This is a genomic window from Antribacter soli (assembly GCF_021568775.1).
Lineage (GTDB): Bacteria > Actinomycetota > Actinomycetes > Actinomycetales > Cellulomonadaceae > Antribacter > Antribacter soli.
On record NZ_JAKGSG010000056.1, the window covers coordinates 24,238 to 37,505 of the forward strand.

The following is a 13,268-nucleotide window of genomic DNA, read 5'->3' on the forward strand; positions in this document are numbered from 1 at the left end:
AACGACAACCCCCGCCCGTTCACCTGGACCAAGACCGCCGTCAGATCCTGGAACGCGCCGCCGCAAATCTTGATCGGATTCCTGGCGGAGGACACTAGAAGGGCAGCGCGTCCCAGCCGATGGGGCTCTCAACGATCGTGGAGCCGTCGCCTTCGCACGTCGGCGCGATCGTCCTGCGTGGCCGGGTTGTCGTGGCTGGGGTCGACGGTGTTGGCGGTGCGGGTGAAGGTGCGCCCGGTGGGTGAGGTCCACGCGATGGTGCCGGTGGTCTCGTCGCGAGTCACGGTCCAGCCACCCGTCGTCTTGGCCCTGTGGTGCCGGCGGCACAGCGGGTGAAGGTTGGCCGCGCGGGTCTGGCCCGGCTCGTCGCCGTGGGTCTCGGGGTCTCGGGCGCGCGTGTGGTCGAAGGGGTGGATGTGGTCGAGGTCGCAGCGTTCGGCGGGCCGGTCGCAGAACGGGAACGTGCACGTGCCGTCCCTGGCCTCGACCGCGCGGCGCAGCACCCGGCCGGGGACATAGGTCTTGGTGGAGTGGTCGGTCAGGATCCCGGTGAGGGGGTCGGTGACCAGCCGCTGCCAGGTCGCGTCCTCGGCGAGGGTGCGGGCAACCTGCGCGGGTACGGGTCCGTACCCGGACAGCTCGCCCGGGGCGTCGTCCAGGCCCAGGAGCGTCCCCGCACCGACGGTGACTCGCACCAGCGGACGCACCGGCACCGGGCGCAGCACGTACCCGGCCTCGCCGACCGACGCACCGCACGACGCGCAGCCCCCAGCGGCCGGGCGGACGAGCAGCCCACGGGACACCCCGCCCACGACCGTCCCGGCAGCTTCTGCAGGGGCGCTCTCGGCCGGGCCCGTGGCCACGCTGGTCGACGTCGTCGCTGCCGTCCCGCCGACCGTGCCGCCGGTCGGAGCACCGACGACGACAATGCTCGTCGTCGTGCTCGTCGTCGCGCACACGGACCCGGTGGATTGGCTCGCGGGCGCGGCCGTGGTGGTTAGTGTCTCGCCGTCGCCGGCGGTGGGCAGGATGCGGCCCGTCGTGAGGGCGACCAGCGCGTCCGCGCGGGCCTGGGCCAGGGTGCGGGCCTCGCCGGGGGTGCGGGAGACCTGGTGCCCGGCGTCGTCCAGAACCGCCCATACCGCGGCGGCGTCCCCGGCGGGCAGGTACGCGGTCAGGTACGCCATCGAGTTCTCAACCGCCTCCAGACGCACATACCGCTCGGCCGCGGCCGCCTTCCGGTTGATCTCCACCGCCTCCGGGGACGCCTTGACCGCCTCAGCCAGCATCCGCGTGCGCAGGGCCCGCAAGCCCAACCGCGGCGCGTCCGGCAGGACCTTCATCGTCGCGGCCCGCCGGTCGACGGGGTCGGCGAACACCCCGGTGAACGCCAGCACGTCCACCTTGGCAACATCCACCACCCCGGCGGTCAGGGCAGATCGGACCTCGGGCAGGTCTTCCAGCGCCTCACCCCGGGCGACCAGGGTCCGACCCACGGTCGGCGTGTGCCCGACCGTCGCCGCCAGCTCGTCCCCCAGGTGCTCCCGCTCGGCCGACCACGCCCGCCGCGCCGCGAGCTCCCCCGCAGCCGAGGCCTGCACCCCGGCAGCCCACGCCGCCAAACGGGAGCCCGCCGCCACGACCTCCACCAGCACGTGGTCCGCAACGTCCGCGACCTTCAGATCGCCCAGCAGTGCCGCAAGGCCGGGCCCTGGCACCGCACCTGCAAGAGCCGTCTCCAACGCCACGTCACGCACCGCAGCAGCCGCGTCATCGCTGACCGCTTCGCCCCCGACCAGCGCAAGACCGCGGCCCGTCAGGGACGGAGCCACGGGATGCACTGATGCCGCCGCAGAGACCGTGAACGCCCGACCGGTCGACGCTCTGGGCCCGGCAGTACGGGCATCCGACCAGGACATGTCCACGCCGTCGACCACAGCAGCAGCCCCGAACCCAGCACCGGCAGCCCCAGCGCCCACGGCGGCGGCCGTCGTCTGACCGCCAACCAGGCCGCCAGGGCCGGCCGCGGAAGCCGAGCCGAGCCACGGCGCGGCGAAGGCCTCCTCGACCCAGCCGCGGGCGTCAGCGAGCGGCAGACCGGCGTCGGCCTGCCCGCCCCACGCACCCCTCGACCACTCGAACACGTGTTCTATGCTAGTCGCTCGGTCTCGGCCCGCCACTCGAAACGCAAATCTGTGGATAACCCGGCCGATCTGGGAGAGGGCGCCCTGGCTGAGGACGCGATGCGCCCGGGAGACGCGTCATCTGAACGACCACGACCACGCTAGACCGAGCCACCCACACTCCCCCGGCAGAGCCGAACGGCTCCGCAACTCCGCAGGCCAGAACGGCAACTGCCCGGACAGGCCCGGACAGGAAGACTCCTCACAAGAAAGACACGACTCTCGCATGTGAGAGCCGATTTGGTTTGTCAGGTTTCCACTCCGGCGACAATTGGCCCCAACACGACGATTGCGCTCGGGACCCATCTGTGGGTTCACATTTCAAACGAGGGGTTGATGGTCGAGGTCGACAACGTGCACCCGGCGCCATAACAGATGGGCCTTGCCCAAGTAGCCTCAGCCAGCGGCTTCCATGTTCTTCGTGACCACGTCGATGGTCTGCTGCAGCTGCTCGGTCGGGCTGAACTCGACGACCTCGGTGCCGGCATAGAGCACAGGGGTGTGACCCGGGGGGACGTAGTAGGCATCGCCCGCCTCGAACGTCTCCTCGCCGGAGGAGGTCTTGTACGTCAGCTTGCCCGCAAGAACGTACCCCCAATGGGGTGACTGGCACCGGTCGTCCGGCAGGCCCTTGAAGAACTCTGAGAGGTCGGCGTCGGCGGTGTACTTCTCGAAGGCCACCGTATAGCCCCCTTCGAAGCCCTCCAGGTGACCCTCGTAGCCCTCCATCTCGACGTTTTCTGATGCGCTTGTCTTCGATGCCTTGGGCATGGTTCCTCTCCTTTCAGCGGTGAAATTTGAGAATGCGCGTCTCCCGATTGTAGATCGACGACGCCGGCGCTCGCGACTCGATGTAGTCCCCATCCCCGTCGATCAGTCGCCGGCCCCCTCCCGGTGCGGGAGCCGCTGCACGAGGCGCGTGCAGTGCGAATGCACGTGGCACCAGACGTCCGAGGCGTGCTGGTGGAGACGGCCGGCTCCGGGGACGCTCCAGTACCCCGGACGGAGTGAAAACGGAGTACGACGCATGACGAAGGCCCCCAGATCCGCAGAATCATGCGGCTGGGGGCCTTCGGTCGGCGGTAGCGGTGAGGTTGGAGAGCGGCCTTGGATGCAGTTGGACCGGCCCGGACAGAACCCGCGCTGACCAGCGCAAACACCTGCCCCGCGGTCGCCCGAGGTTGTACCGAGTTCGACGCGCCCGGACCGCAAACCGGAGTGAATCCGGAGTACCCCCGGCGGGGCCGAGGGTGGGGCGTCGTCCGGCTCCCTGCTACGCAGGTAAGACCATCAAGCAGAAAGCCCTCGGGCTCGTCTGGCAGCGGCTCACGCTCGCTGCGAGGCATGAGGTGCCCGCCTACGCGCGTGAACTGTGTGTCCTACGGCGTCGGCGTTCCGGTGAACGAGCCAGCGGGAAACCCGAGCCGAAGCATCGCCTCGGATGTGAACACGACCATGATCTCGTCGCCAGGGATGAAGACGCCGCCAGCCTCGGTGGGGATGCCTGCGACGAACCAGACCGGTCCAGCTGCGAAGTCGAACCGAAGGGCAGCCGGTAGCTCAAGCGTCCGGGCGGCCTCCGCGATGCGCCCGTTGGAGTAACGAGCGGGACCGAGTTCAAGCCGTTCCCAGTGGGTGTCCACGGCGAGGACCTGTTGGCCCATACGCGATCTCCACTCAGGATGATCCGTGACCGTCCAGCGCTCGGGACCATCGTCGCTCATGGCGAGGAACTTCGTGATCGGCTCACTGAAGACCTCGACGCCGTAGGGGTAGAACGTGTCCGTCCAGATCACCGAGACAGGACCGGCGCTCGTCTTCAACTCCACGCCCATGGCGGCGTGGTGCCAGTCGCCGTAGTCCCACTCCCGCGGCTCATCACTGAAGTTGTGGATGTCCCAGTAGTCGACGAGGTCGATACGGACCCCGACCAGCCCCGTCGTCTTCCGGTCGAACTCGCCCCTCACGCTCACGCTCACGAGGCGAACGATGCCTCATGCCCACACGCAAAAGGAAGACACGCCCTAGCTGTGCGGGTTGGTGGCCCGGCCACAGGTGGGTGCCTCGGGGTCCCTGATCCTCCGTCATCCGTCGGCGCGGGGCGCGTCTCGGACGTCGGTTCTGCCGGCAGTGCAATGGGTCCCGCCTCGTAGTGCTCAGGTGCGGTGGTGTGCGGTCTGGCGGGACCTGTTGCGCTGCTGGCGGGTTCGGTGTCAGGGTCCCGGTGGAGCCGATGGGTGACGGAGGATCAGGGGCACCGCGGTTCCCTCGATCCTCTTGATTCCCGAGGTGCCCGCGGGAGGCACTGGGGTTCCCGACACCTGTATCCGCGCATCGCCACACCATGACTCGACGGAAGGCCATCTCGCGTGCACGTCTCTGAGCTGCTCGAAGAGTTGCGTTCACGCGGCGTTCCCGAGGACGCCTACAGCATCGGCCAGGACCGCAACGACTCCTACTGCCTGACGGGCGCCTATGGGACGTGGCAGGTCTACTACAGCGAACGCGGTCTCCGGCGCAGCGAGCGGATCCACGCCAGCGAGGACGCCGCCTGCCGGGACCTCCTCAGCCGCCTACTGCGCGACGTCATGCGCTCCCAAGAGTGAACGACCCAGGCTCAGATCCGAAGAGCCCTTCTTCGCATGCGGGGCCGGGCGCCCCTTTGGCGATCGGCGGGGGTGCGCGAGGGCGCGCAGCGCCCGACGCGTCGGGGGTCCTTGCCGGGCGCCAAAGGGGCGCCCGGCCGGGCCGCGCCCGAAGGGCGCCTTGATCTGGTAGAGGTCAATTCGGCAGTCGTCGCCCTGTCCGGGCTCTCACCGTCGATGCCGACGTAGTCGATCGCGCCCGGGAGCGCCGAGCCCTTGAAGGGGCCCGAGCGACCTTCGTTTCCGGATGATTCTCGCGGGAACGAAGGGGCGCGGCTCGTCGAGTGCCACGATGAGCAGGCTGAACGCGAAGTCCTCACGGGCGTCGTCCCACAGGCCGTCTTGGAGCGAGACCGCCACGACCCGATCGCAGCCCAGACCGTGCTCTCGCAGGAGTTGCGCACCGGTCTCCAGCAGCGCCGGGACGTCATTCCCGGCCGCGTCCGACGGCAGCTCGACGTGGAACACGCGGGCCGGTGCCCCGTCTCGCAGCCCCTCGGGAAGTGGGTGCGGCCTCGGCATGACGAATTGTCCCGTTCGGCCCGACTGTGCCTCTTCAGGTGCCTCTGCCTGCCCGGCCGCAGGATCCTCCACAGGGTCCGGGTCGTCCTCGGCACTTACCGAGAACCGAAAGGACGGTAGCGGCCCGTCCTGCGTCTGCTCGATGCACTCGAAGGACAGCATCATGCTCCCGGCCTCGATGGCAGAGCCGCTCGCGCGCAGCGAGCCGGCCAGATGCTCGAAGAGCCTGGGCAGGTCGTCCTGACCCGGCCCTAAGGGAAGGTTCAGCCCGTAGATACTCGTCATCCCCACGGGAGAGCACTCTGGCACACCGCGCGTCGGGACGAGCGCCGCCGACCTGGAGGTTGCCCCGATTGCACGCTGGGCCGGCTCACAGCTGCGGCCCAGAGCCATGCATGCGCCGGTCGCGCTGCACCTGGATGAGTGCCACGCGGGTGTACGTCGTCGCGCGGTCGTACCGGCTCGCCTGCGTCGAGAGCCGCACGGATCGGCGCCGCGTCGACCTCAGCGTTGCTTCGAGGCGTGCGCGCGGGCCGGATCTGGGTGTGCGGCAGGATGGCATGTATGTGGGAATCGGATCGGGCACCAGAGATCGCGCGACGTTTCCTGGCGGATCTCGGGGGGCGCTGGCTGCACGTGCAGAGCGTCGGTCGGCTCGCGGATCAGCTCGCCGCCGATGCTGGGCTTCCGGATGACGTCCGGGCGGCCGCGTGGCTGCACGACGTGGGCTATGCCCCTGACTTGTCCCTGACCGGGTTCCACCCGCTCGACGGGGCTGTCTACCTGACCGAGTGCGGGGCTCCTACGGAGGTCGTCGGTCTTGTCGCGTGGCACACGGGTGCGGTGTGGGAAGCCGCCGAGCGCGGACTGTCCGACAAACTGGCCAGGATGCCTGTGCCGTCTGCGAAGTGGCTCGATGTGGTCACGTTGATCGACCTGGTCAATGGCCCTGATGGCGTCGCGACGACGCCGGAGAAGCGCGTCGCGGAAATCCTCAGCCGCTACGACTCGTCGCATCCTGTGCACCGCGCCGTGAAGTTCTCCGCGCCGGAACTCCTCGCGTCTTCCGCTCGTGCCCGCGCGACGCTGGGGCTACCCGATGAATGGCCGCTCGGCCCCGCTGAGCGCATGTGAAAGTCGGAGGCGCATCGATGGGTGCAGTTTCAATCCGTCGATCTGTTCGGGTGTCAGCCACTCGACCTCGTCGCTCTCGTCGCTCGTACGTCGCTCACCGCCGGTCAGTCGTGCGCGAAAGGCGATGGAGAACTGCTGGCGCACTTCGCCGTCGTCGTACGACATGACGTGGTGCGGGTTCGTGTAGGTGCCCGTGATCGTCTCGACTTCGACGTCGTACCCGGTCTCTTCCTTCACTTCCCGCACGACGGTGTCCGCGATGCTCTCGCCCGGCTCGTGTCCACCGCCGGGAAGTGCCCAACGGTCGTTGTCGGTCTTGTGGATCATGAGGACGCGGCCGTCGTCGTCGAGGACCACCGCTACGACGGAGGGCACGACGCTGTTGATGGCTGGCGCGTTGGGGTCGTCGATGTAGTCGATCCGTGGCATGCGGCCGACGGTACGCGCGATCAGACGGGTTCGGCACCCTGCCAGGTGCGCTCGAACGACTCCATGTAGTGGGCGAAGAGTCGGCCACCCGGAATCCGATTCATGTGCAGGATCGGATTGTGGCCGGCGGGCGCACCGTAGACGTGAACGTTGGCCAAGAGGGTGTCGTCGAACCGGAAGATGGACGCGTAGAGCGTGCTTCCGTGCTTGCGCGCCTCGATCCCTTCTTCGCCCAGGATCGGCTTGAGGTAGTTCCACGTGAGGCGGCATCGGGCGCTCATGAGATCGCCGATGCCTTCCTCCTCGCCACGAAGGGCGACGGCGGCAGAGTCCGGGTCACCGAAGAGCATGCGGACCCGCACGCCAGCACGGGCGCGAGCGCTGATGCGCGCCCCGAACTCCGGAATGCTGTCGTGGAGGAAGCTGCCACCGAACGCGAGAAGGTCGATCGACTCCTTGGCGTTCTCGATGAAGTCGATCCAGGACGACACGGGAACGGTGGCGCGGGTCGGGTAGAGGTCGACGAACTCCGCACGGGCCGCCGACTGGGAACGCGGGTCTGACTCCGTCGACGGCCAGAGGTACACGACGGTCTTCCCGAGAACCGACGCCGTCTTCATGCGGTGGGTCTGGTGAGGCATGCGGTCCTTCGTGATCCAGCGTTCGACGGTCTTGGGGTCGACGCCGACCTCTTCACCGAGCTGCTGGATCGACATTCCCTTATCGGTCATCGCTGCGCGCAGTCGCTCGTTCGACATCTGCCCTCCAAGGGCGTTCAGGGACGTTTCTAACGATTGGTAAGACGTCCCTAAACGTCCCGCAAGGGGGTGTGGCCGTCCCGTGCTCTCGCGGTTTCGTGGTTGTGGGCAGAGAGCCCGACACGAACCGAGGGAGATGCAGAGATGGCGACGTTCGCGGTGGACAGCAGCCGACAGCAGATGGTGGCGACCGGTGTGGTGGAGCCGGTCATGGAGTGGATCGAGACGGCGGACGGCAAGCGCCGGCCGGGTGACAGCCAGGCGCGGCACGAGGACACGGGTGCCCCGCTGTGGGGGGTGGAGGTGGTGTACCAGTCCGAGTCCTGGGGTCGGGTCTCGACGGAGTCGGTGAAGGTGACGGTGCCGGCGCGGGAGATGCCCGCCCCGTCGCTGTTCACGCCGATCCAGTTCAACGACCTGGTGGCCTCGGTCCGTGTCGACCGGCGCAACAACGGGCTCTCCACGTCGTGGGAGGCGTCCGGTATCGCGACGATGGCCGGTGCCTCGGCCAAGGCGGCGTGACCGATGGCCTCCGACACGATGTCGTCGGGGGTGGCGGGGGCTTCGGTTCCCGCCCCCTCGGCGGGGGAGGCGCTGCAGCTCGGCGCGTACGTGGTCGGGCTCGTCGGGCAGGACCGGCTGGAAGCGGTCGGTTGGGAGGCCGCGGAGCGGGGCTGTTCATGCACGTCACGGACGCGACGCACGGCGAGACGATCGCGCACCTTCTCGGGCTGCGCCCGCGCACGGACGCCGAGCACTTCGCGGGACGTAGCCGCTCGTACTGGTCTGGCTGGTCCGGGCGGGTGCCAGTGCTCGTGACGGCCCCGCTGGCTCTCGGTGGCCTGCCCGCCCGCCGCCCGTGGGCGTGGACGGCCGGCGACGTGAGAGCGGTGGCCTGAGGTGTCCCGGGCGCAGTCACTCGCCGCTGCGGCGGACTACCTGTTCGAGGCCGTGAACGGTCTGGATGGTGCCGCCAAGGTGCTGGACGGTGCCGGGGTCTTCGGCGCTGCCGGCCAAGCCCAGAAGCTGCACGACGGCGTCGCGGGCCTGCACACGGAGATCAGTCTCGCGGCCTCGGTCGCGCACCGGGCCGAGCGGCCCGAGTTCTACGACGAGTCCGGCCGGTGGGTCGGCCGCACGGATGGAACGGAGAAGAGCTGATGGCACGAGAGACGACACGCCGGGTCAACCGGCAGGTGGTGGAGGCGCTGGAGGCTGCACAGATCGCGGGTGAGCGTTCGTCCGAAGCCTGGCTCGCGCTCATGACACATCTTGCCGAGGTAGGCGTGGTCACGCGGCTGCATGACGACCTGTGGGCCGACGCCGCCTCGCTGCAATCTCGGCTGGACACGTTCCGCGACCAGGTGAACGCGCGCCTGCGCACCGAGCGGGACGGAGAGGGCCGATGAGCCCCCGCCGGCCCTTCCGCGATGCCCGCCCCCGGGCACGATCCCAGATCGTCGCCGCGACGACCGGCCGGCCGGGCAAGGCCGGTATGGCCTGGCGGGTCCTGGTCTGGGTGCTGCGGGTCGTCCTGGCCCGGGCGTGGCTGTTCACCAGGGCCTCGGGCGGCTGGATGGTCAAGCACCCCGCCGTCGCGGTCCTGGGTCTGGCCCTGGCATGGCTGTGGTGGGGCATCCTGACCGTGGCGGAGTGGCCGGGGGATCGCAAGACGGGGCCGCTGCTGGTCCTGGTCGCATGCCTGTGCCCGGGGCTGTTCCTCGGGGTGTGGGCGGCTCTGGCGCCGCGCCACTACGTGCGGGTCACCCACGCCCGCGCCGTTGCCCGGAGCTGGGCGCAGACCGCTGCCTCGTGCGGCCTCGGCACCCGCGGGCCGGACGGCGCCACGGTGGTGTCCCGGCTGCGGCGCGTCGCCCACGAGAACGGCGCCGTGGTGCTGCGGGTCGAGACCTCGCCCGGGCAGACCCTGGACACCCTGCACCGGGCCGCGCCCGCGATCGCGACCGCCTACCGGGCGCACGGGTACGAGACCCGGACCGTCAAGCCCGGCGTGCTGGACCTGGTCCTGTTCACCACCGCCCGCCTCGCGCCCCGCACGGCCGGGCTGCCGAACCCCGACCTGATCACGACCGACGCCGTGCCCGTGGGCCGCACGCGTGGTGGTGCCCCCTGCGCCCTGGTGGTCCGTGGCCGGCACACCCTGATCGTGGGTGCCTCCGGCGCCGGCAAGGGCTCCGTGCTCTGGTCGGTCGCCGGTGGCCTCGCCCCCGCGATCCACGCCGGCGTGGTCCGGCTGTGGGGTGTGGACCTGAAGAAGGGCCTGGAGATCGAGACCGGGCGGCCCCTGTTCGGGCACGTGGCCTACACCGCTGCTGATGCCGTGAGCGTGCTGCGCACCCTGCTGCAGGTCTCCGACGACCGGGGCGACGCCATGCGCGGCAGGTCCCGCCTGCACCAGCCCCGACCCGGGGACCCGCTGCACGTGCTGGTGATCGACGAGCTGGCGGACCTGATGGCGTACTCCGAGCTCGAGGTACGTCGTGAGGCCGAGCGGCTGCTGTCCAAGATCCTGACCCAGGGCCGCGCGCTGGGCGTCGTGGTGGTCTCCTGCGTGCAGAACCCCCGCCAGGAAGCCCTCGGCGGGACCCGGAACCTCTACACCCAGAAGGTCGCCCTGCGCCTGGACTCCGACTCCGAGACGGAGATGGTGCTGGGCGGGCTCGCGCCCCTGGCCCCGGCCCACACCATCAGCCCCACCGATCAGGGCACCGCGTACCTGGTCGGGGAGGACGGCGCCCCGGTCCTGGTGCGGTTCGACTACTGGCCCGACGACCTGATCCGCACCGTGGCCCTGCACTACGCCGCACCCGCCGAGCACACAGCCCCGGTGCCCCGCTCGGGCATCGACGCGGCCAGCGCCTGGGCCAAAGCCGGCCGGCGCCTCCACGCCGTCGACGCCGACGAGACCGACGCGCTCGAGGACACCACGCCCACCGAGGCTGCTCCTGGGCCCCGGCCGCGTAAGCCCCGCGCTCCGCGTAAGCCTCGTGCCCCGCGCCAGACCGTGACCGAGGAGGTCTCGCCATGACCCGCACCACCGTCCGGATCGCCGCCGACTCCCGCCCCGTGCTCGTGTTCACCGTCGCACTGACCGTGGCCGTCGCCCTGGCGAGCTTCGCCCTGTCGTTCTCCTCGCTGCGCGACGCCGCCCTGTGGGGCAGGGTCCCCACCTCCCTGGCGTTCCTCGTCCCGGTCGTGATCGACGCATCCGTACTCGTCTACGGGCTCGTCGCCCTCGTGCTGCGCGCCCGGGGCCACTCCAGCGCGTGGGCCTGGACCCTGATGCTGGGCTTCACCGTGGTCTCGATCGGCGCGAACGCCGCCCACGCCTACGACGTCGCCGGATACGTGCGCATCGTGGTCGGCGTCGTCCTGGTCGCCCTCGCACCGCTGTCCGTCCTGACCAGCACCCACGCCCTGGCGTCCCTCGTCGTCGCAGACGCGCCGGCTGTCACGCTGGAGCCTGCACCCGTGGTCGATCCCGCATCGCGCGCCGTCGCGTCCGTGCCGGCTGCCATCGAACCGGCCACCGTCGCCGTGCCCGCGCCCGTCGACGTGACGCCCGAGCCGAAGCCCGAACCGGTGCCGGTGCTGGGTCCGGTCCGCTCCTCGCGGGGACCCCGGACCCGCCCGGTGCCCGCGGTCCGCCCCGCCGGGCAGAGCATGCTTCCCGGCTTCGGTGTCGTGGGGGCCGAAGCATGAGCGCGGGAACGTCGTGGATGCTCGGCGCGCTGTGCGCCCACCCCGAGCTGCGCGACCTGCCGTGGACCGCTGAGGACGCCTCGTCCTGGGACCGGGTCCGCATGGCCAAGGTCTGCGCCGCCTGCCCGGTCCTCGCGGCGTGCGCGGTGTCGGTGGCGACGACGGACACCACGGCCGGGTTCTGGGCCGGTCACGACCGTACCGAGCCCGACCTGCCCGAACAGCCGGCTTTCCTGGGCCTCGACACCCTCGGCGTCGTTACGGCACGGAAGGCGGCGTGAGCATGCGTCTGGATGGTGGGCTGTCGCCGGTCGTGGATGACGACCTGGCCCGCGCTGCGGCCGAGTCCGCCCGGGTCTGCGTGCGACCCCTGGTTCGCTCGGTCCACGACCGGGTGACCGGGACGACGCACATCGTGCCTATCCCGTGCGGGTCCACCCGGGAGGCGGTCTGCCCCTCGTGCGCGGACAAGGCGCGCCGGCTGCGCATGCACCAGTGCCGCGAGGGCTGGCACCGCGAGGACGAACCCCCGATGCCCGCCCCGGCCGACGAGCCCACGACGGACGACGCCGACGACGAGGACACGGCCGATGACCTGGACGGCCCCGCCGGCGATGACGAACGGCAGATCCGTTCCACGCGCCGGATCCAGGACGTGCCGGCCCTGCCGAAGCAGGAGATGAGCCAGGGCACGATCGGGCGCACGTTCACCGACCCCAAGACGGGCCGGGTGTTCCGCCCCTCGATGTTCCTCACCCTCACGCTGCCCTCCTACGGGAAGGTCCGTGACGGCGGGCTGCCCCGCAACCCGGGCACGTACGACTACCGGCGGGCAGCTTTGGACGCGCTGGTGTTCTCCAAGCTGGTGGACCGGTTCTGGCAGAACCTGCGCCGCTGCGCCGGGTACAAGGTGCAGTACTTCGCGACCGTCGAGGCTCAGAAGCGACTCGCCCCGCACCTGCACGCCGCCGTCCGCGGTTCCATCCCGCGCAAGACAGTCAAGGCCGTCGCCGCCGCGACCTACTACGCCGCCTGGTGGCCCCCGATCGACACCGTGCGGTACAGCACCCGGGTCCCGGTGTGGGACACCGAGACGGCCGGCGGCGCGTACGTCGACCCCGACACCGGCGAGGTCCTGCCCACCTGGAAGGAAGCCACCGCCCGCCTCGAGCGGCCCCTGCACGTCGCCCGGCTCGGTACACAGGTCGACGTCAAGGGGCTGCTGGCCGGCACGAAAGACTCAGAGCGCACCGTGCGCTACCTGTGCAAGTACCTCACGAAGTCCATCGCCGCCACCTACAACCCAGACACCGACCACGACGACGACGAGCCGACCCCGCACGCGGCCGCGTACGCGCGGCACGTCGACCGTCTGCACGCCGAGGTGCGGTGGCTGCCCTGCGGGCCGAGCTGCGCGAACTGGCTGCGCTACGGCGTCCAGCCCAAGGACCCCGGCCCCGGCCTCGTCCCCGGGCAGTGCCCGTCCCCGGCTCACGACCGGGAAAACCTGGGCCTGGGCGGTCGGCGCGTCCTGGCCTCGCGGCAGTGGACCGGCAAGACTCTCACCGAGCACAAGGCCGACCGGTCCGCCGTCGTCCGCGCCGCACTCACCGCTGCCGGGTTCGAACCCGAAGACGCAGACCGACTCGCCGCCGACCAAGAAACCGACGACGGACACGCCCGATTCATCTGGCGCGCCCCCGAAGCCGGCACCTTCACCTACCCCGCCGTGATCGCCGCATCCCTACGGCAAGCCATCACCTGGCGCGCCCAGTACGCCCAGGCCAAACAAGCCCTCGGGCACCCGCCCGGGCCTGTGGACAGTCAATCGGCAACACCAACGCCGGCAGCGGCTTGACCACCACGAAGGGGGA

16 protein-coding genes are annotated in these 13,268 nt (G+C 70.4%); 10 read left to right on the plus strand and 6 right to left on the minus strand.

Annotated elements, in window-relative coordinates:
- Positions 1-128: 128 nt before the first annotated feature.
- The 3 genes from L1785_RS19785 to L1785_RS19795 form a co-directional block, all read right to left on the minus strand.
- Positions 129-2,144 carry an HNH endonuclease signature motif containing protein gene (locus tag L1785_RS19785; protein ID WP_236091028.1) on the minus strand — a complete coding sequence of 672 codons (2,016 nt, stop codon included), beginning with the start codon at positions 2,142-2,144 and terminating at the stop codon, positions 129-131.
- A gap of 435 nt (positions 2,145-2,579) precedes the next feature.
- Complete coding sequence (locus L1785_RS19790) at positions 2,580-2,954, minus strand: cupin domain-containing protein (RefSeq protein ID WP_236091029.1); 375 nt, start codon at positions 2,952-2,954, stop codon at positions 2,580-2,582.
- Positions 2,955-3,562: 608 nt separating this feature from the next.
- A complete protein-coding gene (locus L1785_RS19795) occupies positions 3,563-4,162 on the minus strand; it encodes a hypothetical protein (RefSeq protein ID WP_236091030.1) in 600 nt (199 codons plus the stop codon).
- A 390-nt stretch (positions 4,163-4,552) separates the two neighbouring features.
- On the opposite strand from L1785_RS19795, the gene L1785_RS19800 reads away from it, so the two are divergent.
- On the plus strand, positions 4,553-4,789 hold the full coding sequence (locus tag L1785_RS19800) for a hypothetical protein (protein ID WP_236091031.1): 237 nt from the start codon (positions 4,553-4,555) through the stop codon (positions 4,787-4,789).
- A 207-nt stretch (positions 4,790-4,996) separates the two neighbouring features.
- Here the strand turns inward: L1785_RS19800 and L1785_RS19805 are convergent, their stop codons facing one another.
- Positions 4,997-5,635 carry a hypothetical protein gene (locus L1785_RS19805; protein ID WP_236091032.1) on the minus strand — a complete coding sequence of 213 codons (639 nt, stop codon included), beginning with the start codon at positions 5,633-5,635 and terminating at the stop codon, positions 4,997-4,999.
- Positions 5,636-5,914: 279 nt separating this feature from the next.
- Between L1785_RS19805 and L1785_RS19810 the strand changes: the two genes are divergently transcribed.
- Positions 5,915-6,484, plus strand: coding sequence for an HD domain-containing protein (locus L1785_RS19810; RefSeq protein ID WP_236091033.1), 570 nt, complete (start codon positions 5,915-5,917; stop codon positions 6,482-6,484).
- Here L1785_RS19810 and L1785_RS19815 read toward each other — a convergent pair.
- On the minus strand, positions 6,443-6,913 hold the full coding sequence (locus L1785_RS19815; protein WP_236091034.1) for an NUDIX hydrolase: 471 nt from the start codon (positions 6,911-6,913) through the stop codon (positions 6,443-6,445). The genes L1785_RS19810 and L1785_RS19815 overlap by 42 nt on opposite strands.
- Before the next feature lie 20 nt (positions 6,914-6,933).
- A complete protein-coding gene (locus L1785_RS19820; RefSeq protein WP_236091035.1) occupies positions 6,934-7,671 on the minus strand; it encodes a helix-turn-helix domain-containing protein in 738 nt (245 codons plus the stop codon).
- 144 nt (positions 7,672-7,815) lie between these two features.
- On the opposite strand from L1785_RS19820, the gene L1785_RS19825 reads away from it, so the two are divergent.
- The 8 genes from L1785_RS19825 (at position 7,816) to L1785_RS19860 (ending at position 13,252) form a co-directional block, all read left to right on the plus strand.
- Positions 7,816-8,193 (plus strand): hypothetical protein, encoded by a 378-nt coding sequence (locus tag L1785_RS19825; RefSeq protein WP_236091036.1) that lies wholly within the window; start codon positions 7,816-7,818, stop codon positions 8,191-8,193.
- 158 nt (positions 8,194-8,351) lie between these two features.
- On the plus strand, positions 8,352-8,570 hold the full coding sequence (locus tag L1785_RS19830) for a hypothetical protein (RefSeq protein ID WP_236091037.1): 219 nt from the start codon (positions 8,352-8,354) through the stop codon (positions 8,568-8,570).
- Position 8,571: 1 nt separating this feature from the next.
- On the plus strand, positions 8,572-8,832 hold the full coding sequence (locus L1785_RS19835) for a hypothetical protein (protein ID WP_236091038.1): 261 nt from the start codon (positions 8,572-8,574) through the stop codon (positions 8,830-8,832).
- Complete coding sequence (locus L1785_RS19840) at positions 8,832-9,080, plus strand: hypothetical protein (protein WP_236091039.1); 249 nt, start codon at positions 8,832-8,834, stop codon at positions 9,078-9,080. The genes L1785_RS19835 and L1785_RS19840 overlap by 1 nt, the downstream gene beginning before the upstream one ends.
- The gene (locus L1785_RS19845; protein ID WP_236091040.1) at positions 9,077-10,720 is read left to right on the plus strand and encodes an ATP-binding protein; all 1,644 of its coding nucleotides are present in this window, start codon (positions 9,077-9,079) and stop codon (positions 10,718-10,720) included. Before L1785_RS19840 ends, L1785_RS19845 begins: the two co-directional genes overlap by 4 nt.
- Positions 10,717-11,394, plus strand: coding sequence for a DUF2637 domain-containing protein (locus L1785_RS19850; protein ID WP_236091041.1), 678 nt, complete (start codon positions 10,717-10,719; stop codon positions 11,392-11,394). The genes L1785_RS19845 and L1785_RS19850 overlap by 4 nt, the downstream gene beginning before the upstream one ends.
- Positions 11,391-11,675: a WhiB family transcriptional regulator gene (locus tag L1785_RS19855; protein WP_236091042.1), complete on the plus strand. Its 285-nt coding sequence runs from the start codon at positions 11,391-11,393 to the stop codon at positions 11,673-11,675. Before L1785_RS19850 ends, L1785_RS19855 begins: the two co-directional genes overlap by 4 nt.
- A gap of 2 nt (positions 11,676-11,677) precedes the next feature.
- Positions 11,678-13,252 (plus strand): replication initiator, encoded by a 1,575-nt coding sequence (locus L1785_RS19860; protein ID WP_308113390.1) that lies wholly within the window; start codon positions 11,678-11,680, stop codon positions 13,250-13,252.
- Positions 13,253-13,268 lie beyond the last annotated feature (16 nt).